This window comes from Streptomyces araujoniae, assembly GCF_050871195.1.
In the GTDB taxonomy this organism is placed as follows: domain Bacteria; phylum Actinomycetota; class Actinomycetes; order Streptomycetales; family Streptomycetaceae; genus Streptomyces; species Streptomyces bacillaris.
This window is the reverse complement of sequence record NZ_CP194070.1, coordinates 5,783,744-5,804,473: the sequence shown is the minus strand read 5'-3', so window position 1 is coordinate 5,804,473 and position 20,730 is coordinate 5,783,744. Positions and strand designations below refer to the sequence as shown.

21 protein-coding genes and 5 tRNA genes are annotated in these 20,730 nt (G+C 71.3%); 5 read left to right on the top strand and 21 right to left on the bottom strand.

Annotation, left to right across the window (positions count from 1 at the left end; translation table 11 throughout):
- Positions 1 to 10: 10 nt before the first annotated feature.
- The 3 genes from rsmD to ACQ9ZG_RS25145 form a co-directional block, all read right to left on the bottom strand.
- Positions 11 to 595, bottom strand: a complete 585-nt coding sequence (gene rsmD, locus ACQ9ZG_RS25155; protein ID WP_028419483.1) for a 16S rRNA (guanine(966)-N(2))-methyltransferase RsmD — start codon at positions 593 to 595, stop codon at positions 11 to 13.
- A 149-nt stretch (positions 596 to 744) separates the two neighbouring features.
- Positions 745 to 2,964 (bottom strand): ATP-dependent DNA helicase RecG, encoded by a 2,220-nt coding sequence (recG, locus tag ACQ9ZG_RS25150; RefSeq protein WP_181398394.1) that lies wholly within the window; start codon positions 2,962 to 2,964, stop codon positions 745 to 747.
- A gap of 52 nt (positions 2,965 to 3,016) precedes the next feature.
- Positions 3,017 to 4,714 (bottom strand): DAK2 domain-containing protein, encoded by a 1,698-nt coding sequence (locus ACQ9ZG_RS25145; RefSeq protein WP_499281249.1) that lies wholly within the window; start codon positions 4,712 to 4,714, stop codon positions 3,017 to 3,019.
- Positions 4,715 to 4,969: 255 nt separating this feature from the next.
- Here ACQ9ZG_RS25145 and rpmB point away from each other — a divergent pair, with 255 nt between their 5' ends.
- The gene (rpmB, locus tag ACQ9ZG_RS25140) at positions 4,970 to 5,155 is read left to right on the top strand and encodes a 50S ribosomal protein L28 (RefSeq protein ID WP_019762972.1); all 186 of its coding nucleotides are present in this window, start codon (positions 4,970 to 4,972) and stop codon (positions 5,153 to 5,155) included.
- A gap of 88 nt (positions 5,156 to 5,243) precedes the next feature.
- Here the strand turns inward: rpmB and thiD are convergent, their stop codons facing one another.
- Both thiD and ACQ9ZG_RS25130 read right to left on the bottom strand, forming a co-directional pair.
- On the bottom strand, positions 5,244 to 6,053 hold the full coding sequence (thiD, locus tag ACQ9ZG_RS25135; protein ID WP_026237630.1) for a bifunctional hydroxymethylpyrimidine kinase/phosphomethylpyrimidine kinase: 810 nt from the start codon (positions 6,051 to 6,053) through the stop codon (positions 5,244 to 5,246).
- 36 nt (positions 6,054 to 6,089) lie between these two features.
- Entirely contained in the window at positions 6,090 to 7,061 is a 972-nt protein-coding gene (locus ACQ9ZG_RS25130; protein ID WP_018488686.1) for a thiamine-phosphate kinase, read from the bottom strand.
- Positions 7,062 to 7,301: 240 nt separating this feature from the next.
- Here ACQ9ZG_RS25130 and ACQ9ZG_RS25125 point away from each other — a divergent pair, with 240 nt between their 5' ends.
- Positions 7,302 to 7,535 carry an Lrp/AsnC ligand binding domain-containing protein gene (locus tag ACQ9ZG_RS25125; RefSeq protein ID WP_018488685.1) on the top strand — a complete coding sequence of 78 codons (234 nt, stop codon included), beginning with the start codon at positions 7,302 to 7,304 and terminating at the stop codon, positions 7,533 to 7,535.
- A 205-nt stretch (positions 7,536 to 7,740) separates the two neighbouring features.
- On the opposite strand, the gene ACQ9ZG_RS25120 is transcribed toward ACQ9ZG_RS25125, so the two are convergent.
- The 3 genes from ACQ9ZG_RS25120 to ACQ9ZG_RS25110 are packed head-to-tail and all read right to left on the bottom strand — an operon-like array spanning position 7,741 to position 10,710.
- Entirely contained in the window at positions 7,741 to 8,916 is a 1,176-nt protein-coding gene (locus ACQ9ZG_RS25120; protein ID WP_028419486.1) for a D-alanine--D-alanine ligase family protein, read from the bottom strand.
- Between the two features lie 34 nt (positions 8,917 to 8,950).
- Entirely contained in the window at positions 8,951 to 9,961 is a 1,011-nt protein-coding gene (locus ACQ9ZG_RS25115) for an NAD(P)H-dependent glycerol-3-phosphate dehydrogenase (RefSeq protein WP_084991919.1), read from the bottom strand.
- A complete protein-coding gene (locus tag ACQ9ZG_RS25110) occupies positions 9,958 to 10,710 on the bottom strand; it encodes a lysophospholipid acyltransferase family protein (RefSeq protein ID WP_018488682.1) in 753 nt (250 codons plus the stop codon). The genes ACQ9ZG_RS25115 and ACQ9ZG_RS25110 overlap by 4 nt, the downstream gene beginning before the upstream one ends.
- A gap of 161 nt (positions 10,711 to 10,871) precedes the next feature.
- Between ACQ9ZG_RS25110 and cofC the strand changes: the two genes are divergently transcribed.
- Both cofC and ACQ9ZG_RS25100 read left to right on the top strand, forming a co-directional pair.
- A complete protein-coding gene (cofC, locus tag ACQ9ZG_RS25105; protein ID WP_032756496.1) occupies positions 10,872 to 11,564 on the top strand; it encodes a 2-phospho-L-lactate guanylyltransferase in 693 nt (230 codons plus the stop codon).
- Positions 11,565 to 11,574: 10 nt separating this feature from the next.
- Complete coding sequence (locus tag ACQ9ZG_RS25100; RefSeq protein WP_109914736.1) at positions 11,575 to 11,778, top strand: hypothetical protein; 204 nt, start codon at positions 11,575 to 11,577, stop codon at positions 11,776 to 11,778.
- A gap of 285 nt (positions 11,779 to 12,063) precedes the next feature.
- Here ACQ9ZG_RS25100 and ACQ9ZG_RS25095 read toward each other — a convergent pair whose 3' ends face one another.
- The 4 genes from ACQ9ZG_RS25095 to leuC form a co-directional block, all read right to left on the bottom strand.
- Positions 12,064 to 12,714, bottom strand: a complete 651-nt coding sequence (locus ACQ9ZG_RS25095) for an HU family DNA-binding protein (RefSeq protein ID WP_018488679.1) — start codon at positions 12,712 to 12,714, stop codon at positions 12,064 to 12,066.
- A 142-nt stretch (positions 12,715 to 12,856) separates the two neighbouring features.
- A complete protein-coding gene (locus ACQ9ZG_RS25090) occupies positions 12,857 to 13,084 on the bottom strand; it encodes an SCO5555 family protein (RefSeq protein ID WP_026237629.1) in 228 nt (75 codons plus the stop codon).
- A gap of 104 nt (positions 13,085 to 13,188) precedes the next feature.
- Positions 13,189 to 13,782 (bottom strand): 3-isopropylmalate dehydratase small subunit, encoded by a 594-nt coding sequence (gene leuD, locus ACQ9ZG_RS25085; RefSeq protein ID WP_018488677.1) that lies wholly within the window; start codon positions 13,780 to 13,782, stop codon positions 13,189 to 13,191.
- 2 nt (positions 13,783 to 13,784) lie between these two features.
- Positions 13,785 to 15,212, bottom strand: a complete 1,428-nt coding sequence (gene leuC / locus ACQ9ZG_RS25080) for a 3-isopropylmalate dehydratase large subunit (RefSeq protein ID WP_109914737.1) — start codon at positions 15,210 to 15,212, stop codon at positions 13,785 to 13,787.
- A 173-nt stretch (positions 15,213 to 15,385) separates the two neighbouring features.
- Between leuC and ndgR the strand changes: the two genes are divergently transcribed.
- On the top strand, positions 15,386 to 16,102 hold the full coding sequence (ndgR, locus tag ACQ9ZG_RS25075) for an IclR family transcriptional regulator NdgR (RefSeq protein WP_026237628.1): 717 nt from the start codon (positions 15,386 to 15,388) through the stop codon (positions 16,100 to 16,102).
- A 205-nt stretch (positions 16,103 to 16,307) separates the two neighbouring features.
- Here the strand turns inward: ndgR and ACQ9ZG_RS25070 are convergent.
- From ACQ9ZG_RS25070 to ACQ9ZG_RS25030, 9 genes are all read right to left on the bottom strand, one after another.
- A tRNA-Glu gene (locus tag ACQ9ZG_RS25070) sits at positions 16,308 to 16,380 on the bottom strand.
- Positions 16,381 to 16,400: 20 nt separating this feature from the next.
- A tRNA-Gln gene (locus ACQ9ZG_RS25065) sits at positions 16,401 to 16,472 on the bottom strand.
- Between the two features lie 12 nt (positions 16,473 to 16,484).
- A tRNA-Glu gene (locus ACQ9ZG_RS25060) sits at positions 16,485 to 16,557 on the bottom strand.
- A gap of 60 nt (positions 16,558 to 16,617) precedes the next feature.
- Positions 16,618 to 16,690 (bottom strand) — tRNA-Glu (locus ACQ9ZG_RS25055).
- A gap of 38 nt (positions 16,691 to 16,728) precedes the next feature.
- Positions 16,729 to 16,800: transfer RNA gene (locus ACQ9ZG_RS25050), tRNA-Gln, on the bottom strand.
- An 88-nt stretch (positions 16,801 to 16,888) separates the two neighbouring features.
- Entirely contained in the window at positions 16,889 to 17,608 is a 720-nt protein-coding gene (locus tag ACQ9ZG_RS25045) for an HAD family hydrolase (protein WP_028419489.1), read from the bottom strand.
- Between the two features lie 95 nt (positions 17,609 to 17,703).
- Positions 17,704 to 19,179, bottom strand: coding sequence for a glutamate--tRNA ligase (gene gltX / locus ACQ9ZG_RS25040; RefSeq protein ID WP_109914738.1), 1,476 nt, complete (start codon positions 19,177 to 19,179; stop codon positions 17,704 to 17,706).
- Positions 19,172 to 19,957 (bottom strand): fumarylacetoacetate hydrolase family protein, encoded by a 786-nt coding sequence (locus tag ACQ9ZG_RS25035; protein ID WP_099219109.1) that lies wholly within the window; start codon positions 19,955 to 19,957, stop codon positions 19,172 to 19,174. Before ACQ9ZG_RS25035 ends, gltX begins: the two co-directional genes overlap by 8 nt.
- 97 nt (positions 19,958 to 20,054) lie before the next feature.
- On the bottom strand, positions 20,055 to 20,240 hold the full coding sequence (locus ACQ9ZG_RS25030; protein ID WP_028419491.1) for a hypothetical protein: 186 nt from the start codon (positions 20,238 to 20,240) through the stop codon (positions 20,055 to 20,057).
- Positions 20,241 to 20,730 lie beyond the last annotated feature (490 nt).

Genomic DNA, 20,730 nt, shown 5'->3' with positions numbered 1-20,730 from the left:
TCCGGTCCGGTCATCGTGCGTCTTCGCACGTAGCGGCGGCGCGACCGTACCAAAGCGTTCCCTCGCCGTAGCGACGGGCCCGCAGTGGCTCGAATCCGGCGGGCCAGCCGAATTCTCCGCCCCGGGTGCTGCGTTCCACGGTGACGAGCGCATCGCCCGTGAGCCACCCCTGGGCACGGAGTGTGAGCAGGATCTCGCGAAGATCGTCGTCGGTGACGGCGTACGGCGGGTCCAGGAAGACGACGTCGTACGGGTGGGCGGGCGCCGGTCCTGTCACGATCTGTTCGGCTCTGCCCGTACGGACCTCGGCGCCGGGCAGGCCGAGGGTGCGGACGTTCTCCCGGACGGTGCGCACCGCCTTCTGGTCCGCCTCGACGAGCAGGGCGTGGACCGCGCCCCGGGAGAGCGCTTCGAGGCCGACGGCGCCCGATCCGGCGTACAGATCGGCGACGCGGATGCCGTCGAGGGTGCCGAGCAGCGCTTCCCAGGTGGAGAAGAGGCCCTCCCGCGCACGGTCGGAGGTGGGGCGGGTGCCGGTGCCGGGCGGTACGGCGAGGCGGCGTCCGCCGGCCGTTCCGGCGATCACGCGGGTCATGGGTGTCGGGTCCTCGGGGTCGGGATCTCTGCGGGCCTGCGGGCACGGGTGGCCGCGTGCCGCTGTGCGTCCACGATATGGCGTGCGGGCCGGACCGGCAGGGCGGCCCCGTGGCTCACGGACCGGCCCGCCCGGATCGCGCCGGGCGCTCACCCCTTGTCGAGATACTCCTCGCGCTCCTTGTCCAGCAGGGCGGCCAGCACCGTGCGCAGCTCCGGCAGGTGTTCCAGCTCCGGGTCGGCGGCGACGATCGCCACGGCCTCCTCGCGGGCGGCGGCGATCACCTCCTCGTCGTCGATGACGGTAAGCATCCGGAGCGAGGAGCGCACCCCGGACTGGGCCTGGCCGAGCACATCGCCCTCGCGGCGCTGCTCCAGGTCGATCCGGGAGAGTTCGAAGCCGTCGAGGGTGGCGGCGACGGCGGAGAGGCGGGCCCGGGCGGGGCTCGCCTCGTGGGCCTCGCTGACCAGCAGGCAGAGCCCGGGGGCGGAGCCGCGGCCGACACGGCCGCGGAGCTGGTGGAGCTGGGAGACGCCGAACCGGTCGGCGTCCATGATCACCATGGCGGTGGCGTTGGGGACGTTGACCCCGACCTCGATGACGGTGGTGGCGACCAGGACGTCGACGTCACCGGCGGCGAACCGGCGCATCACGTCGTCCTTCTCGTCGGGGTGCATCCGGCCGTGGAGCACTTCGACGCTCAGCCCGGCCAGCGCGCCCTTGCGCAGCCCGTCCGCGACCTCCAGGACGGCGAGCGGGGGCCGCTTCTCGGGGTCCTCGTCGGCGGCCGCCTTCTTGGCCCCGGCCTTCTTCGCGCCCTTCCCGTCCTCCTCGGCCTCGTCCCCGATGCGGGGGCAGACCACGTACGCCTGGTGGCCGTTCTCCACCTCCTCCCGGACGCGCTCCCAGGCGCGGGCGAGGAAGTGCGGCTTGTCCTGGGCGGGGACGACATGGCTGGCGATCGGGGAGCGGCCGGCCGGGAGCTGGTCCAGGACGGAGGTCTCCAGGTCTCCGAAGACCGTCATGGCGACCGTGCGCGGAATGGGGGTGGCGGTCATGACGAGCAGGTGGGGCGGCTGCTTGCCCTTGGAGCGGAGGGCGTCGCGCTGCTCCACTCCGAAGCGGTGCTGCTCGTCGACGACGACCAGGCCCAGGTCGTGGAACTGGACCTTGTCCTCGATGAGGGCGTGGGTGCCGATGACGATCCCGGCCTCGCCGGTGACCAGGTCCAGCAGCGCCTGCCGACGGGCCGCCATGCCCATGGAGCCGGTGAGCAGGACGACCTTGGTGCCGTGGTCGGAGCCGCCCAACATGCCGCCCTCGGCCAGCTCGCCCATCATCTCGGTGATCGAGCGGTGGTGCTGCTGGGCCAGGACCTCGGTGGGGGCGAGCATCGCGGCCTGGCCGCCCGCGTCGACGACGGTGAGCATGGCGCGCAGGGCCACCATGGTCTTGCCCGAACCGACCTCGCCCTGGAGGAGGCGGTGCATCGGATGCTCGGTGGCCAGGTCGTCGAAGATCTCCCCGCTGACCTTCTGCTGGCCCTCGGTGAGGGTGAACGGGAGCTTGGCGTCGAAGGCGTCCAGCAGCCCGCCCTCGACGGGGCGGCGGGCGACGGCGGGGAGCTGGGTGTCGGCGTACCGGCGGCGGGCCAGGGCGACCTGGAGGACGAATGCCTCGTCCCACTTGAGCCGGGCCCTGGCGTCCTCGATGTCCGCCTTGGTCTGCGGGCGGTGGACCTTGAGCAGGGCCTCGGGCAGCGGGGTGAAGCCGCGCCCCTCGCGCAGGGCGGCGGGCAGCGGGTCCACCGCGTCCTGCGCGCTGGGCAGCACGGCGTCCACGGCCTTGGCGATCCGCCAGGAGTCGAGCTGCTTGCAGGCGGGGTAGATCGGCAGCAGCCGTCCGGCGAAGGCGTCCACGGCCTCGGTCGCCTCGTCGGCGTCGGAGACGTCGAGCAGTTGGTACGTGGGGTGGGCGAGCTGCATCTTCCGGTTGAAGACGGAGACCTTGCCCGCGAACATCGCCTGGCGGCCCGGGAGCAGCTCCTTGTGCGGCTTGTGGACGCCGTGGCCGAAGAAGACCAGCTGGAGGCGGCCGCTGCCGTCGGTGAGGGTGACCTCCAGGCGCTTGCCCCGGCCGTTGTTGAACATCAGGATCCGGGCGTCGGCGACCTGGGCGACGACCGTGACGTGCTCGTCCAGCGGGAGGTCGGCCAGCGCGGTCAGCCTGCCGCGCTCCTCGTACCGCCGCGGGTAGTGGTGCAGCAGGTCCCCGACCGTGTGCAGGCCGAGGTGTTCGGCCATCACCTTCGCGGTGGCTCCGCCGAGCAGCTTCTTGAGAGGTTCATCGAACGAGGACACGCGGTCCATTGCACACCACGCCACTGACAACCGTCCGCCGGGCACGCACACCCGGCCGGGGTCACTCGACGCCGATCAGCAGGGGCGCGCGCTGGTGGCCGCCCCGGTAGACGACGGTGTCCACGGCGAGATGGCCCTCGCGTACGTACTCCTCCAGCGCGTCCGCGAGCGTGTCCGGGACGTCCTCGCCCAGGACCAGGGTGACCAGTTCGCCGCCGGCCGCCAGCATCCGGTCCAGCACCGTGCGGGCGGTGGTCCGGACGTCGGCGCCGATCACGGCCACGTCCCCGTCGATCAGGCCGAGGACGTCCCCGGCCTGGCAGATGCCCGCCATGGTCCAGGACCGGTGCTCGGCCACGGCCAGTTCGGCGTAGCGGGTGGCCCCGGCGGCGGCGGTCATGGCGACCACGTCCTCGTCGAAGCCCCGGTCCGGTTCGTGCACGGCGAGGGCGGCGATGCCCTGGACGGCGGCGCGGGTGGGGACGAGGGCGACCCGGACCCCCTCGGTCCTGGCCTGTTCGGCGGCGGCGGCCGCGGTGTGGCGCAGGGCCGCGTCGTTGGGCAGCAGCACCACCTCGCGGGCGTGGGCGCGGCGGATGGCGTCGACCAGTTCGCCGCTGGCGGGGGGTTCGCCCGGGCGGGCGATCACGGTGGTGGCGCCCGCCTCGGCGCAGAGCCCGGCCAGTCCGTCGCCGGGGACCACCACGACGACCGCGCGCCGGGCGGGTTCGGCCTGGACGCGCACGTCGTGGCCGCTCTCGGTGGCGAAGTGGGTGATGCGGATCCGGTACGGCCGCCCGGCCTCGACGCCCGCCTCCACGGCGGCCCCCGCGTCGTCGACGTGGACGTGCACGTGCCAGAGCCCGTCGCCGCCCACCACGACCAGGGAGTCGCCGAGCGCGTCGAGGCGGGCGCGCAGCCGGTCCACCTGCTCGTCGCGGGCCTCCAGGAGGTAGATCACCTCGAAGGCGGGCCCGCCGCCCCCGGCCTCCTCGGGGCAGTCGAGCGGGCCGTCGGCCGCCCCCGCCGGAACCGGCACCCCGCCCACCGGCAGCCCCACGACGGACCCGCCGTCCACGGGCGCGGCCGCCTTCCCGGGTCCGGTGCGCGGCTCCCGTACCGGCGCCTGTCCGGTGACCGCCTCCAGCAGCGCTCCCAGGACCGTCACCAGCCCCCGCCCCCCGGCGTCCACGACCCCGGCGCGGCCGAGCACGGCGAGCTGCTCCGGGGTCCGCTCCAGCGCGGCGCGCGCCCCCTCGTACGCGGCGCGCACCACGGCGTGCAGGTCTCCGGCGTCCCCGCGCGCGGCTTCGGCGGCGGCCGTGGCGACGGTGAGCACCGTGCCCTCCACGGGGTGGGCGACGGCCTGCCGGGCGGCGTCGGCGGCGCGGGTCAGGGCGAGGGCGAGGTGGTCCGCGTCGCTGCCCTCGGCCAGCACCCCGGCCATCCCGCGCAGCAGCTGGGCCAGGATCGTGCCGGAGTTCCCGCGCGCGCCGATCAGGGCGCCGTGCGCCATGGCGTGTACGGCGTCGGCGGTGGCGGGGGTGGTGGTGCCGGTCTCATGGGCGGCGAAGACCGCTTCGACGGCCGCGGCGGCGGATTCGACGGTCAGGTAGAGGTTGGTCCCGGTGTCCCCGTCGGCGATGGGATAGACGTTGATCGCGTCGATCTCCGTACGCTCCCGGCCCAGGGCCTCCAGGGCCAGTGAGCACCAGGTGCGCACCGCGACGGCGTCCAGGTCGTCGGGGAGCTGCGGCACCGATGGTCCTCCTTGAAGCGGCCGTGGCAACGGGCTGCACCGCAGGTTAGCCCGCCTTCCCGAGCCCCGGCAGGGACAGGGGGCGGGAGGGGGAGGGTCCCACCCGTGGTAGTTTCGTATCTCCGAAGCAGGCGTTGTATGCTGCTTCGGTTGCCCGATGAGAGTCGGGCCATTCCTCCGGTACCGCCACTTCATTCAATGATTCCGGCGCGCCGGAATTCACTGTAAGTGCATCTGAAGTCTTTGGAGTGACCCGTGGCTGCCAACTGCGACGTCTGCGGCAAGGGGCCGGGCTTCGGCAACAGCATTTCGCACTCGCACCGCCGTACGTCCCGTCGCTGGAACCCCAACATCCAGCGCGTGCGTGCCGTGGTCGGTCGAACGCCGAAGCGGCTCAACGTCTGCACCTCGTGCATCAAGGCCGGCAAGGTCGCGCGCTGACGTTTCCGTCGTAGCGCAGCCTTCCGGTTGCCCGAAAAGCCGGTCCACCTCGGTGGACCGGCTTTTTGCTGTGCTCATCGGGCGGTGGTCACTCGGCGGGGCGGGTGCGCCAGCCGTGGTCGACCGGGCCGATGCCGCCGCCGAGCGGGAATCCGGCCCGGATCGCGCCGGTGACGTACGCCTTCGCGCTCTCCACCGCCGTGGGGACGTCCTGGCCGAGCGCGAGCCCGGAGGCGACGGCGGAGGCGAGGGTGCAGCCGGTGCCGTGGGTGTGCCGGTTGTCGTAGCGGGGGGCGCGCAGCCAGTGTTCCGCGCTCCCGTCGGTGAGCAGGTCCACCGCGTCGCCGGTCAGATGGCCGCCCTTGATCAGCGCCCAGCGGGGCCCGAAGGCGAGGATCTCCTCGGCGGCCCGGCGCATCCCGCTCTCGTCGGTGACCGTGACCCCGGTGAGCTGCGCCACCTCGTCGAGGTTCGGGGTGGCGACGGTGGCGACGGGCAGCAGCTTCGTCCGTACGGAGTCGAGCGCCTCGGCGGCCAGCAGCGCGTCCCCGTGCTTGGAGACCCCGACCGGGTCGACGACGACGGGGGCGTCGGTGGCGGCGAGGAGTTCCGCGACGGTCTCCACGAGGGCGGCCGACGCGAGCATCCCGGTCTTCACCGCCTGGACGCCGATGTCGTCGACGACGCTGCGGTACTGGGCGCGTACGGCCTCCACCGGAAGCTCCCACGCGCCCTGGACACCCAGGGAGTTCTGTGCGGTGACGGCGGTGAGCACGCTCATGCCGTGCACGCCGTGGGCCAGCATGGTCTTCAGGTCGGCCTGGATTCCCGCACCGCCGCCGGAGTCGGAACCGGCGACGGTGAGCACGCGGGGCGGTACAGCGGTACGTATGGGCATGCGCAGCAATCTAACGGGAGCCCTCGCGCGACCCGGTCAGTAGGTGTCCTCGATCGCGCCGAAGTGGTCCCAGCCGCCCTTGCTGGTCCAGGGCGCTCCGTCGACGGTGACCTGGGGCAGCGCGGAGGGGTTGAGGACCTCTCCGATCACCTTCCAGCGGGCGGGGAGCTTGGCGTCGGGCGGGAAGGTGGCCACGATCGCGTGGTCCTCTCCCCCGGTCAGCACCCACTGGAGCGGGTCGACGCCGACGGCCTGGCCGATGTCGGACATCTGCGAGGGGATGTCGATGAGGCCGGAGCGCAGGTCGATGCGGACCTTGCTGGCCACTGCGATGTGCCCGAGGTCCGCGACGAGCCCGTCGCTGACGTCGGTCATCGCGGTGGCGCCCAGCCCGGCGGCGGCGGGGCCCGCGTGGTACGGCGGTTCGGGGCGGCGGTGGGCCTCGACGAAGGCGCGGGGCGAGCGGAAGCCCCGGGAGAGCACGGCGTACCCGGCGGCGGACCAGCCGAGCCAGCCGGTGACGGCGACGACATCGCCGGGGCGTGCGCCGGCGCGGGTGACCGGCTCGTGGTTGCGCAGGTCACCGAGGGCCGTGATGGAGACGGTGATGGTGTCACCGCCGACCACATCGCCGCCGACGACGGCCGCCCCCGCCACCTGGCACTCGTCCCGCAGCCCGTCCATCAGCTCGGCGGCCCAGGTGACCGGGAGGTCGGCGGGGACCACGAGGCCGAGGAGCAGCGCGGTGGGCACGGCGCCCATGGCGGCGATGTCGGCGAGGTTCTGGGCCGCCGCCTTGCGGCCGACGTCGTACGCCGTCGACCAGTCGCGGCGGAAGTGCCGCCCTTCCAGCAGGATGTCCGTACTGGCCACGACCCTGCGGTCGGGGGCGGCCACGACCGCGGCGTCGTCGCCGGGCCCCAGCCGTACCGCCGGAGTGGTGGTGAGCCGGGACGTCAGCTCTCTGATGAGGCCGAACTCCCCCAACTCGCCCACGGTTCCCTTCACCGAGTCTCACCTCTCATCTATCGCCCCGGACACCCGTCCGGGCCCCCGGTCGCGAGCCGTCACTGCTGTCGGTACCGTCAGGAGAGCTGCCGGCACCGTCAAGGGATACGTCAACTTCCGCACGCCGCACGCCACGCTGTGGACGTCATACGTCCCGTAGGTCTCCCCGTCACCCTCCGCGACGCGATAACGTGGCGTCCCTTTCCCCCACATGATCCTCGTGGCCGCCCTGGAGGTTCCGTGGTACAGGCGTACATCCTCATCCAGACCGAGGTGGGCAAGGCGTCGATCGTCGCCGAGACCATCTCCAAGATTCCGGGAGTCATCCAGGCAGAGGACGTCACCGGTCCGTACGACGTGATCGTGCGCGCCCAGTCCGACACGGTCGACGCGCTCGGCCGCATGGTGGTCGCCAAGGTGCAGCAGGTGGACGGCATCACGCGCACCCTGACCTGTCCGGTCGTCCACCTCTGACCCCCGTCCGGTGCCGCGCGGGACGCGCGGCCCTCGCCCGTGGTTCCCCGCCCCGGCACCGTGATCCTCCGCTCGCCGACGGGGCGATCGTACTGCCCCGCGGCTCCCCCCTGTCCACGTCCGTGGCACCCCCTGCCCCGCGGGGAAGCCCCGCCCCACGCCGGAAGGCCGGGACGGCCACCGCCGTCCCGGCCTTCCGGGTCTCTCAGCGCAGTCCGGTGGAGCGGGTCAACGCGGCCTGGATCAGCCGGTCGACCAGCTCCGGGTAGCTGACGCCGCTCTCCTGCCACATGCGCGGGTACATGGAGATCGGGGTGAACCCCGGCAGGGTGTTGATCTCGTTGATGACGAAGGTGCCGTCCTCGGTGAGGAAGAAGTCGGCGCGCACCAGCCCCTCGCAGGAGGTGGCGTCGAAGGCGGCGACGGCGAGCCGCTGGACCTCGGCGGTCTGCTCCTCGGTGAGCGGGGCGGGCACCAGGCCCGTGGCCGAGTCGATGTACTTGGCCTCGAAGTCGTAGAAGTCGTGCGCGGTGACCGGCGGGATCTCGGCGGGCACGCTGGCGCGCGGCCCGTCCTCGAACTCCAGCACCCCGCACTCGATCTCACGGCCGCGCAGCAGCGACTCCACGAGGAACTTGGGGTCGTGGCGGCGGGCCTCCTCGATCGCCGCGTCGAGCCCTTCGAGGCCGTCGACCTTGGTGATGCCCATGGAGGAGCCGCCCCGGGCGGGCTTGATGAACAGCGGCCAGCCGTGCTCCCCGGCGAAGTCCACGATCCGCTTGCGTACGGCGGAGGGGTCGCGGTCCCACTCGCGCGGGCGGACCACCTCGTACGGTCCGACCGGCAGCCCGAAGGAGAGGAAGACGCGCTTCATGTACTCCTTGTCCTGGCCGACGGCCGAGGCGAGGACGCCCGCGCCGACGTAGGGCACACCGGAGAGTTCCAGCAGCCCCTGGAGCGTGCCGTCCTCCCCGTACGGACCGTGCAGGACGGGGAAGACGACGTCGACCTCACCGAGCGCCTTGGGCACCGAGCCGGGTTCGCTGTAGACGACCTCGCGGCTGCCCGGGTCGACCGAGAGGACGACGCTGCCCTCGGTGGACTCCGCCAGCTGGGCCACGTCGGGGACCTTGCGGTCGGTGATGGCCATGCGTTCGGGCTCATCAGCGGTGAGCGCCCAGCGGCCGTCCGTCGTGATGCCGATCGGCAGGACGTCGTACTTCGTCCGGTCGATGGCCTTCATGACGGCACCGGCCGTGACGACCGAGATGCCGTGTTCGGAGCTGCGGCCGCCGAACACGACAGCCACACGCGGCTTACGGCGCTGCCGCTCGGGGCTCTCGGGGCGCTCGGGGCTCTGGGGGAGGTTCTCGCTGCTCATATCGCGACGAGCGTACCTGCTGGTAGAGGAGGAGTCAGCGTCGCTCGGCCTTGGCGCTCCGCGACATCAGCTCCTTCACCGCGACGACCGGGGACTTGCCCTCGTGGACGATCGAGACGACGGTCTCGGTGATGGGCATGTCGACGCCGTGGCGTCGGGCCAGGTCGAGGACCGACTCGCAGGACTTGACGCCCTCGGCGGTCTGCCTGGTGACGGCGATCGTCTCCTGGAGCGTCATGCCCCGGCCGAGGTTGGTGCCGAAGGTGTGGTTGCGCGAGAGCGGCGAGGAGCAGGTGGCCACCAGGTCGCCCAGGCCCGCGAGTCCGGAGAAGGTCAGCGGGTCGGCGCCCATGGCCACGCCCAGCCGGGTGGTCTCGGCCAGGCCCCGGGTGATGAGGGAGCCCTTGGTGTTGTCCCCGAGGCCCATGCCGTCCGCGATGCCGACGGCGAGGCCGATGACGTTCTTCACGGCGCCGCCCAGCTCGCAGCCGACCACGTCGGTGTTGGTGTAGGGCCGGAAGTACGGGGTGTGGCAGGCGGCCTGGAGGCGCTGGGCGACGGACTCGTCGGCGCAGGCGACGACGGCCGCGGCGGGGCGGCGCTCGGCGATCTCCTTGGCGAGGTTGGGGCCCGAGACGACGGCGACGCGGTCGGCGGAGACCTTGGCGACGTCCGCGATCACCTCGCTCATCAGCTTGGCGGTGCCCAGCTCGACGCCCTTCATCAGGGAGACCAGGACGGTGTCGGGCTCCAGGTGCGGGGCCCAGTCGGCGAGGTTGGCGCGCAGGGTCTGGGAGGGCACGACGAGGAAGGCGAACTCGGCGCCGCGCAGCGCCTCGGCGGGGTCGGTGGTGGCCCGGATCGAGGCGGGCAGCTCGATGCCCGGCAGGTAGTCCGGGTTGGTGTGCGTGGTGTTGACGGCCTCGGCGACCTCGGCGCGGCGCCCCCAGAGGGTGACGTCGCAGCCCGCGTCGGCGAGGATCACGGCGAACGCCGTACCCCATGAGCCGGTTCCGAAGACGGCCGCTTTGACGGGGTGCGTCACGTGGATCCCTTTCCCTGCGCCCTGCGCCGTTGTTCGGCCCGGGCCTTGCGGTGATCGTAGAGCTCGGCGGGGGCCTTCTCCCCGCGGACGTCCTCCAGCTGGCGGGTGATCGCGGCCATGATGACCTCGGTCGCCTGGCGCAGCACCTCGGGCGTCGGCTCGACATCGTAGAAGCGGCTGAGGTCCACGGGCGGACCCGCCTGCACGGTGAGCGTCTTGCGGGGGAACAGCCGGAGCTTGTTCTCCTTGGCGTACGGCGGCATCACGTGGTTGGCACCCCACTGGGCGACGGGGATGACCGGGGCCCTGGTCATCAGCGCGACGCGGGCGGCGCCGGTCTTCCCGGCCATCGGCCACATCTGCGGGTCGCGGGTGAGCGTGCCCTCGGGGTAGAAGGCGACGCACTCGCCGCGCCCGATGGCGTCGACGGCGGCCCGGAAGGCGTCCAGCGCGTTGGTCGTCTCGCGGTAGACGGGGATCTGGCCGGTGCCGCGCAGCATCATCCCGACGAAGGGGGTGCGGAAGAGGCCCGCCTTCGCCAGGAACCGGGGCACGCGTCCGGCGTTGTACTGGAAGTGGCCGTAGGAGAGCGGGTCCAGGTAGGAGTTGTGGTTGACGGCGCTGATGAATCCGCCGTCGGCCGGAATGTGTTCCATCCCCCGCCAGTCGCGCTTGAACAGAACCACCAGTGGCGGCTTGGCGATAACCGCCGCCAGGCGGTACCAGAAGCCGATTCTGCGGCGGGACACTCGGACACCTTCCTCTAAGGACCTCACGGGAACGGCGACCTGTTGCCGGCTACCGACGGTCAAGTCTCGCCCCAGGCCCCTCCTCTGTCGAGAACACCGTACGCCTCACCTTCGGGAGGGGGCCTCCGGGTTGTCGTACCGGCAGGCGAGAATAAGTCCTCATGGGTACGGAGGGGGAGATCGCCACGAACACCGATCCGGCCGGGCCGTGGTCCCTGGTCGTTCCGCTGAAGCCGCTCGCGCGGGCCAAGAGCCGCCTGGGCCGGGCGGCGGGCGAGTCCCTCCGGCCGCGGCTGGCCCTCGCCTTCGCGCAGGACACAGTGGCCGCGGCGCTCTCCTGCGCCCGGGTGCGGGATGTGGTGGTCGTCACGGACGACACGGCGGCCGGGGCGGCCCTTTCGGCGCTCGGCGCGCGGATCGTGCCGGACTCCCCGGCGGCCGGGCTCAACCCGGCGCTGGCCCACGGGGCGCGCTCGGTGCGGGCCCTCGCCCCCGCCCTCCCGGTCGCCGCGCTCAACGCGGATCTGCCGGCGCTGCGCCCCGCCGAATTGGCGCGGGTGCTCGATTTTGCCTCCGCTTTTCCTCGCGCATTTCTCCGGGACGCGGCGGGAATCGGGACGACATTTCTGTCCTGTGCCGGGCCCACGGAATTGCGTCCGGCTTTCGGCGGCCCCTCCGCCGCCCGGCACCTGGCTTCGGGCGCCGTGGAAATTGCGCTGCCGGGCGTCGACTCGGTGCGCCGGGACGTGGATACGGGCGAGGACCTGCGGGTGGCCCTGGGCCTCGGCGTGGGGGCGTACACCCGGCGGCTCGGCCTCGCGCTGCCGCTCTTCGCCGGACCGGTGGACCGCTAGGCTGCGGCCCATGCAGGCGACCTCGTACACGTACGACCCCGAGACCCGCACCGGCAGTGTGCTGCTGGACGACGGCACCCCGGTGGAATTCGACGCCGCGGCCTTCGACGCGGGCGGCCTGCTGCTGCTCCGGCCGGGGCAGCGGGTGCGGATCGAGGGCGAGGCGCGGGGCTCCGGCCTGCGGATCACGCTGGTGACGCTGCAGACGTTCTGACGCACGTCCGTCCGGTCGTTCCTCTCCGTCCGCCACGCACGCCCGGCCCCTCCGTCACGCACGCCCGGTCGTTCTCCGTACGCGTACCGGCCGTTCCCCACGCACGTCCGGTCGTTCCCCACGCACGTCCGGTCGTTCTCACGCACGTCCGGTCGTTCTCAGGCGCGTCCGGCCGCTCCCGCGCGTCTCCGGTGGGCCGAACGGGCCCGGACAGCCCGCGGGCCGGGCTCCCCCGGAGGGGAGCCCGGCCCGGCGCGTTTCCTCGAAGCGAGCGGTCGCCCGGTCTCACTTCTTGCGTGCGGTGGCCTTCTTGGCCGTGGTGGTGCGCGCGGTGGTCTTCTTCGCGGGCGCCTTCTTCGCCGTGGCCTTCTTGGCGGGCGCGGTCTTCTTGGCCGTGGCGGTGGCCTTCTTCGCCGTGGCCGCCTTCTTCGCGGCCGGCGTGGCCTTCTTCGCGGTGGCGGTCGCCTTCTTGGCGGTCGTCTTCTTCGCCGCGGTCTTCGCCGGAGCCGTCTTCTTGGCGGTGGTCTTCTTCGCCGTGGCCTTCTTGGCGGCCGACTTCTTGGCGGCGGCGGCCTTGACCGTCGTACGGGCGGCGGAGGATCCGCCCGACAGGCTGCCCTTGGGCGCCTTCTTCACGGCCACGTCGTTCTTGGGGAGCTTCTTGGAGCCGCTCACCAGGTCCTTGAACCCCTGGCCCGCGCGGAAGCGGGGCACCGAGGTCTTCTTGACCCGGACGCGCTCACCCGTCTGCGGGTTGCGGGCGTACCGGGCGGGGCGGTCGACCTTCTCGAACGAGCCGAAGCCGGTGACCGAGACACGGTCCCCGGCGACCACGGCACGGACGATCGCGTCGAGTACCGCGTCGACGGCGTCTGCGGCCTGCTGGCGGCCGCCGACCTTGTCGGCAATCGCTTCTACGAGCTGCGCCTTGTTCACGTCTTCCCCTTCGGAGACATTGCCGGAACGAAAGTGTTCAGGCTTTTTCGCACGTTAGGCAGATATATACCGCAAATCAAACACGAAACGGGCTAATCACCCTAGTGCCGCAACGAAGTCGACCGATGCGCAGTTCCACGTGTCAGTCACCTTCGGGGAATCGGCCCTCATCGAGGTCCTTCATCAACCGGTCCAGACGCCTTGCCGCGTCCGGGAGATCGTGCTTCGCCGCGGCCGTGACGACCAGCAGCTTCCGGGAGAGCGCCATCCGTACGCCCTCCGGGACTTGCAGTGCACGCACCTTCGCGTGCGCTTCCTTCAGTTGGTCGGCGACTTGGCCATAGAGCTTGAGTTGGCTGTCGCGTTCCATGCACCGATTGTGCCATCTGGGGCGAGTTGTCGCCCGAGGGGGGCTCAACAAGCGACTGCGCCCCCTGCCGGGAGGCAGGGGGCGCAGTCGTGGAAAAGCGCTGCTCAGGCGTCAATTGTACGCGGCTTGTGGGCCGGCCTGGCGGCCTCGTAAGCGGCGATGTCCGCTTCGTTCTGAAGGGTGAGGCTGATGTCGTCGAGACCGTTCAGCAGCCGCCAGCGGGCGTTCTCGTCCAGCTCGAAGTCGGCCGTGACGCCCTCGGCGCGGACCTGGCGGGCCTCCAGGTCGACGGTGATCTCGGCGCTCGGGTCGGCCTCGCTCAGCTCCCACAGGGCGTCGACGACCTTCTGGTCCAGAACGACGGTCAGCAGGCCGTTCTTCAGCGAGTTGCCCCGGAAGATGTCGGCGAAGCGGGAGGAGATGACGGCCTTGAAGCCGTAGTTCTGCAGGGCCCAGACGGCGTGCTCGCGGGAGGAGCCCGTACCGAAGTCGGGACCGGCCACCAGGACCGTGGCGCCCTGCCGCTCGGGGCGGTTGAGGACGAAGTCGGCGTCCTTGCGCCAGGCTTCGAAGAGGCCGTCCTCGAACCCGTCGCGGGTGACCTTCTTGAGCCAGTGGGCGGGGATGATCTGGTCGGTGTCGACGTTGCTGCGGCGCAGCGGGACGGCCCGGCCGGTGTGGGTGGTGAAGGCTTCCATGGCTATGCGACTCCGGCGGGGGTACGGGTGTCGGACAGGTCGGCGGGCGAGGCCAGATGGCCCAGTACGGCGGTGGCGGCGGCGACCTGGGGCGAGACCAGGTGGGTGCGGCCGCCCTTGCCCTGCCTGCCCTCGAAGTTGCGGTTCGAGGTGGAGGCGGAGCGCTCGCCGGGGGCCAGCTGGTCGGGGTTCATACCGAGGCACATCGAGCAACCCGCGTGCCGCCATTCGGCGCCGGCGGCGGTGAAGACCTTGTCCAGCCCCTCGGAGACGGCCTGCAGCGCGACCCGGACCGAGCCGGGGACGACCAGCATCCGTACGCCGTCGGCCACTTTGCGGCCGTCCAGGATCGAGGCGGCGTTGCGCAGGTCCTCGATGCGGCCGTTGGTGCACGAACCTACGAAGACGGTGTCGACGCTGATGTCGCGCAGCGGCTGGCCGGCGGTCAACCCCATGTACTCCAGGGCCTTTTCCGCGGCGTTGCGCTCCGACGCGTCCTCGTACGAAGCCGGGTCGGGGACGTTCGCGGAGAGCGGGGCGCCCTGGCCCGGGTTGGTGCCCCAGGTGACGAACGGGGCCAGCGCGGCGGCGTCGATGACGACCTCGGCGTCGAACACCGCATCGTCGTCCGTGCGCAGGGTCTTCCAGTACGCCACGGCGGCGTCCCACTCCGCGCCCCTGGGGGCGGCGTCGCGGCCCTCCAGATAGGCGAAGGTGGTCTCGTCCGGGGCGATCATGCCCGCGCGGGCACCGGCCTCGATCGACATGTTGCAGATGGTCATCCGGGCCTCCATCGAGAGCTTCTCGATGGCGGAGCCGCGGTATTCGAGGATGTAGCCCTGGCCGCCGCCGGTGCCGATCCGGGCGATGATCGCGAGGATCAGGTCCTTGGCGGTGACGTCCTCGGGCAGCTCGCCCTCGACGGTGATGGCCATGGTCTTCGGGCGGGCCAGCGGCAGCGTCTGGGTGGCCAGGACGTGCTCCACCTGGCTGGTGCCGATGCCGAACGCCAGCGCGCCGAACGCCCCGTGCGTGGAGGTGTGGGAGTCGCCGCAGACCACGGTGGTGCCGGGCTGGGTCAGGCCCAGCTGGGGACCGACCACGTGCACGACGCCCTGCTCGACGTCGCCCAGCGGGTGCAGCCGTACGCCGAACTCCGCGCAGTTCTTGCGCAGGGTCTCCAGCTGGGCGCGGGAGACCGGGTCCGCGATCGGCTTGTCGATGTCGAGCGTCGGAGTGTTGTGGTCCTCGGTGGCGATGGTGAGGTCGAGGCGCCGCACCGGGCGTCCGGCCTGGCGCAGACCGTCGAAGGCCTGCGGGCTGGTCACCTCGTGCAGCAGGTGCAGATCGATGAAGAGGAGGTCGGGCTCGCCCTCCGCGCGCCGGACGACATGGTCGTCCCAGACCTTCTCCGCGAGTGTCCTACCCATCGCTTTCCCTCCGGCCGGCGTCTTCGCCGGCCCAACTAGAGATTCGGTACGCCGCCGTCCGGATCCCCTGCGGGGCGGTGGCCACGGGCCGTTGTGGGGCCGCCCGTACAGGTTCGCAACTTCCGGAGAAAATTGAACTTGCGTTTCACAGAGTGAGACGGGAGTATCGTCGTATGGACAACTCTAGCGGCGTCGGCGTTCTCGACAAGGCAGCTCTGGTATTGAGCGCCCTGGAGTCCGGTCCGGCCACCCTCGCCGGGCTGGTCGCGGCGACCGGGCTCGCACGGCCCACGGCCCACCGTCTGGCCGTGGCACTGGAACACCACCGGATGGTGGCGAGGGACATGCAGGGCCGGTTCATTCTCGGCCCCCGGCTGTCGGAACTGGCAGCCGCGGCGGGCGAGGACCGCCTGCTGGCCACGGCCGGACCGGTACTCACCCACCTGCGCGACATCACCGGCGAGAGCGCCCAGCTCTACCGCCGGCAGGGCGACATGCGCATCTGCGTGGCAGCGGCGGAGCGGCTGTCCGGACTCCGGGACACGGTGCCGGTCGGCTCCACGCTCACCATGAAGGCGGGCTCCTCGGCCCAGATCCTGATGGCCTGGGAGGAGCCGGAGCGGCTGCACCGGGGCCTCCAGGGCGCCCGGTTCACCGCGACGGCGCTCTCCGGCGTACGGCGGCGGGGCTGGGCCCAGTCGATCGGTGAGCGGGAGCCGGGCGTCGCCTCGGTCTCGGCGCCGGTGCGCGGCCCGTCGAACCGGGTGGTCGCCGCCGTCTCGGTCTCCGGACCCATCGAGCGGCTGACCCGTCACCCGGGCCGGATGCACGCCCAGGCGGTCATCGACTCGGCGGCCCGGCTGAGCGAAGCCCTGCGCCGCTCGGGCTGACACCGCCCCCCGCACCCCCGTCCGCTCCCCTGCTCCTCGTCGGAAGGCCGCCCCAGCGCCGTGGCGGCCCCTTTTTCTCCCCGTCGCCGCCCCCTCCCGCGGCCAACGCCCGTACGGCGGAGGCGAATCGGCCCGGCGCACTCCGGCCCGGAGAAGCAAGAAGACCCTCCACCGAAGTGAAGGGCCTTCCCGTACCGCTCTGTTGTACCCCCGACCGGATTCGAACCGGCGCTACTGCCGTGAGAGGGCAGCGTGCTAGGCCGCTACACAACGGGGGCGTGGTTACTGCTGACTTGCGCTGGGCTACCAGGACTCGAACCTAGAATGACGGTACCAGAAACCGTAGTGTTGCCAATTACACCATAGCCCATGGTGTGACAAGTACCCCCGACCGGATTCGAACCGGCGCTACTGCCGTGAGAGGGCAGCGTGCTAGGCCGCTACACAACGGGGGCCCTAGCGATCCTGCATCGAAAACGTGGGTGCGACCCAGGTGTTCTCGCGGGAAGGATCTGTACCCCCGACCGGATTCGAACCGGCGCTACTGCCGTGAGAGGGCAGCGTGCTAGGCCGCTACACAACGGGGGCTTGTCCTGCTGGATACTGCTGGTCTTGCTGGTACTGCGCTGGGCTACCAGGACTCGAACCTAGAATGACGGTACCAGAAACCGTAGTGTTGCCAATTACACCATAGCCCACTGAAATGCAACCCCTGGAGGGGGCTTCACTTCTGTCTGCGCTTCCCGGTCGGATCTTCCGTCCCGCTCGGGCGGCGCAGGAAGAACATTACCCGAAGGTGTCCGGCGCTCCAAAACGGGTATCGCCCGCCAGCAGCCCGGGGAGCTGGTCCAGCCCGGTGATCGTCACGAGGTCCGGGCGCCCGCCCCTCCCCCGCCGGTCGAGCCAGATACCCGTCAGTCCGGCGGCGACGGCCCCGCTCGCGTCGATGTCGGGCTCGTCCCCCACGTACGCCACCTCGTGCGGCTCCAGCGCGAGCGCCGCGCAGGCCGCGTGGAAGGCGCCGGGCTCGGGCTTGGAGACGCCCAGTTCCACGGCGCAGACCATGGCCTCGAACCGGTCCCGGACGCCGAGCGCGGTCAGCTTGCGGTGCTGGTTCTCGCTGCTGGAGTTGGAGAGGATCGCGTGGCGGTAGCCGGAGGCCAGCCGGTCCAGGACCGGCAGCACGTCCGGGAAGAGCCGCCAGGCGGCCTCGTAGTGGGTCAGATGGCCGGCGAACCAGTCGTCGGCCTCGTCGTCCGTCAGGGGCCGCGAGAGGAACTCCCGTACCCGGTCCCGGCGCTGGCCGAGGAAGTCCGTCTCGCCCGCGGCGACGCGGGCCCAGTGCACGGCGGTGATCGCCTTCCAGGCGGCAAGGGCCTCGTCGACCGTCGCGTACGCCCCGGGCAGCCCCACGCCCTCCAGGTGGAGCCGCATACCGGTGTGGTCGGCGCCCGCGTAGTCGAAGATCGTGTCGTCGATGTCCCAGAGCACGGCGCGGATCGGCATGTACGCCACCGTAGCCGCCCGTGCGGGGTCCCGGCCGGGAAAAGGCGGGAGGGCCGCGGCCGGTCGGCCACGGCCCTCCCGAGGGGCGTGCGTCGCTACGCGGTCAGCTTGGCCAGCGCCGCGTCGATGCGGGCCAGGCTCTTCTCGCGGCCCAGGATCTCCAGGGACTCGAAGAGCGGCAGCCCGACGGTGCGGCCGGTCACGGCGACCCGGACCGGGGCCTGGGCCTTGCCGAGCTTGAGGCCGTGGGCCTCACCGGCGGTCAGGACGGCGTTCTTCAGCGACTCCGCGTCGCTCCAGTCGGCCTGGTCCAGGTGGGCGCGGGCGGTGGTGAGCAGGGCCGCCGGGTCGCCCTTCATCGCCTTGGTCCAGGACGCCTCGTCCTCCACCGGCTCGTCGAGGAAGAGGAAGTCGACGTTGTCGGTGATGTCGGAGAGGACGGTCACGCGGGTCTGGGCGTACGGGGCGATCCGCGTCCACTTCTCCGCGTCGAAGGCCTCCGGGGCCCAGGGGGCGAAGGGGGCCTTCAGCCAGGGGCCGCAGGCCTCGGTGAAGGTCTTCACGTCCAGCATCCGGATGTGCTCGGCGTTGATGTGCTCGGCCTTCTTGAGGTCGAAGCGGGCCGGGTTGGCGTTGACGTCCTCGATGTCGAACGCGGCGACCAGCTCGTCCACCGAGAAGATGTCGCGGTCCTCGGCGATCGACCAGCCGAGCAGCGAGAGGTAGTTCAGCAGCCCCTCGGGGAGGAAGCCGCGCTCGCGGTAGAGGTTGAGGGAGGCCTGCGGGTCGCGCTTGGAGAGCTTCTTGTTGCCCTCGCCCATGACGTACGGCAGGTGGCCGAAGGCGGGGGTCTCCTTGGCGATGCCCAGCTCGATGAGCGCCCGGTACAGGGCGATCTGGCGCGGGGTGGAGGAGAGCAGGTCCTCGCCGCGCAGGACGTGGGTGATCTCCATCAGGGCGTCGTCGACCGGGTTGACCAGGGTGTAGAGCGGGGCCCCGTTGGCGCGGACGATGCCGTAGTCGGGGACGTTCTCCGGCTGGACGGTGATCTCGCCGCGGACCAGGTCGGTGAAGGTGATGGCCTCGTCGGGCATCCGGAAGCGGACGATCGAGGTACGGCCCTCTGCCTCGTACGCGGCCTTCTGCTCGGCGGTGAGGTCGCGGCAGTGGCCGTCGTAGCCGGACGGCTTCCCGGCGGCGCGGGCGGCGTCGCGGCGGGTGTCCAGCTCCTCGGTGGTGCAGTAGCAGGCGTACGCGTACCCGCCGGCGAGCAGCTTCTCGGCGACGTCCTTGTACAGGTCCATCCGCTGCGACTGGCGGTAGGGCGCGTGCGGGCCGCCGACCTCTGGGCCCTCGTCCCAGTCCAGGCCGAGCCAGCGCATCGAGTCGAGCAGCTGCTGGTAGGACTCCTCGGAGTCGCGCGCGGCGTCGGTGTCCTCGATCCGGAAGACCAGGGTGCCCTGGTGGTGCCGGGCGAAGGCCCAGTTGAACAGCGCCGTCCGGACCAGGCCCACATGCGGGTTGCCGGTCGGGGAGGGACAGAAACGTACACGGACTGGTGCGTTAGCCACGCTTGATCACCTTGTTGGTGAGAGTGCCGATGCCTTCGATGGTGACGGCGACCTCGTCGCCGACGTGCAGGGGTCCGACCCCTGCGGGGGTGCCGGTGAGGATGACGTCGCCCGGGAGGAGGGTCATGGCCTCCGTGATGTGGACGACCAGGTCCTCGACGGAGCGGACCATGTCGCTCGTGCGGCCGAGCTGCCGCTGCTCGCCGTTGACCGTCGCCTGGATGGTGAGGTCGTGGGGGTCCACGTCGGTCTCCACCCAGGGGCCCAGCGGGCAGGAGGTGTCGAAGCCCTTGGCGCGGGCCCACTGCTTCTCGCGCCGCTGCACATCGCGGGCGGTGACGTCGTTGGCGCAGGTGTAGCCGAGGATGACGTCCTTGACGCGCTCGCGGGGGACCTCGCGGCACATGCGGCCGATGACCACGGCCAGCTCGGCCTCGTGGTGCAGCTCGCTGGAGAAGGAGGGGTACTCGATCGCGTCGCCGGAGCCGATCACCGAGGTGGTGGGCTTGAAGAAGGTGATCGGCGCTTCGGGGACCTCGTGGCCCAGCTCGGCGGCGTGCTCCGCGTAGTTGCGGCCGATGGCCACGACCTTGTTGGGGAGCACAGGAGGCAGCAGCCGGACCTTGTTCAGCGGGACCTTGGTGCCCGAGAGCTCGAAGTCGGCGTACGGGATGCCCTTGATGATGTCGAGGACGAGGTCACCGGATTCCACGGTGCCCTGTCCCTCGACGGCGCCGAAGGCGACATTGCCGTCGATGGAGAACCTGGCGATGCGCACGGGATGCTGTCGCCCCTCACTTGCTTGCTGGCTGGCTGAAGACTGACGCTCCAGGCTAACTCCGTGAGGGGGCACAGCCTCGCGCATCGCCCGGGGGCTACTGGGCGGCCGTGACCGCGACGGGGGCTTCCATGAGGATGGTGCGGCGCGGGTTGGCCGTCACGTTGGGCAGGGCGGCGGCGTGTTCCGGCAGGAACGGCGTCTGCAGCGCCTCGGCGTCCTTGAGGTGCGCCAGCGTGGTGCGCCGGGGGTTGGCGGTGTTGCGGATCGTCGTCGTCTTCATCTGCCGTCAGGACCCTGTCGGTTCGGGCGCCACCCAGGTGGCGCGGACTTGTCGGATTGGCCATCCCTGTAAAGCGTCAGGCTAAACATCCGATTCCCTGCCGAAGCCGGGTTGAGGCGACGATCATCATGTGAGTTTGCTCACGAAGTAATCGACAATTGGGCCATTCCGGGCGGTGGACCACAGCGTGAGAAACGGACATTCCTCCACTGAATCCACCATTCCGCTCCTGATCATCGCGACTGGGACACCCGTCACCCCTAAGCGACTCCTCCCCGATAGTCCGTTTTACCCACGATCACTCTCCACTGCTTGTTACTCGCTCATCACAACGTGTCACGCAGGTCACAGCCCGGTACATGGGCCTTGTTGGAGATCCTGCACTGTGCTGGAATTCCACGCACCGCCGCGGGTTTCAGACCGGCGCACCGGGGCGCAACGCAGCGCCGAGCGGCGGCGGGAGGGGGAGAGTACGCCGGTCACTCCACGA

Coding starts and splice junctions, on each gene's coding strand:
- thiD (WP_026237630.1), bottom strand. CDS start 6,053: ATGCCCATACGTACCGCTGTACCGCCCCGCGTGCTCACCGTCGCCGGT.
- leuD (WP_018488677.1), bottom strand. CDS start 13,782: ATGGAAGCCTTCACCACCCACACCGGCCGGGCCGTCCCGCTGCGCCGC.
- cofC (WP_032756496.1), top strand. CDS start 10,872: ATGGGTACGGAGGGGGAGATCGCCACGAACACCGATCCGGCCGGGCCG.
- ACQ9ZG_RS25100 (WP_109914736.1), top strand. CDS start 11,575: ATGCAGGCGACCTCGTACACGTACGACCCCGAGACCCGCACCGGCAGT.
- ACQ9ZG_RS25090 (WP_026237629.1), bottom strand. CDS start 13,084: ATGGAACGCGACAGCCAACTCAAGCTCTATGGCCAAGTCGCCGACCAA.
- ACQ9ZG_RS25030 (WP_028419491.1), bottom strand. CDS start 20,240: ATGAAGACGACGACGATCCGCAACACCGCCAACCCCCGGCGCACCACG.
- ndgR (WP_026237628.1), top strand. CDS start 15,386: ATGGACAACTCTAGCGGCGTCGGCGTTCTCGACAAGGCAGCTCTGGTA.
- rsmD (WP_028419483.1), bottom strand. CDS start 595: ATGACCCGCGTGATCGCCGGAACGGCCGGCGGACGCCGCCTCGCCGTA.
- ACQ9ZG_RS25120 (WP_028419486.1), bottom strand. CDS start 8,916: ATGAGCAGCGAGAACCTCCCCCAGAGCCCCGAGCGCCCCGAGAGCCCC.
- leuC (WP_109914737.1), bottom strand. CDS start 15,212: ATGGGTAGGACACTCGCGGAGAAGGTCTGGGACGACCATGTCGTCCGG.
- recG (WP_181398394.1), bottom strand. CDS start 2,964: ATGGACCGCGTGTCCTCGTTCGATGAACCTCTCAAGAAGCTGCTCGGC.
- ACQ9ZG_RS25045 (WP_028419489.1), bottom strand. CDS start 17,608: ATGCCGATCCGCGCCGTGCTCTGGGACATCGACGACACGATCTTCGAC.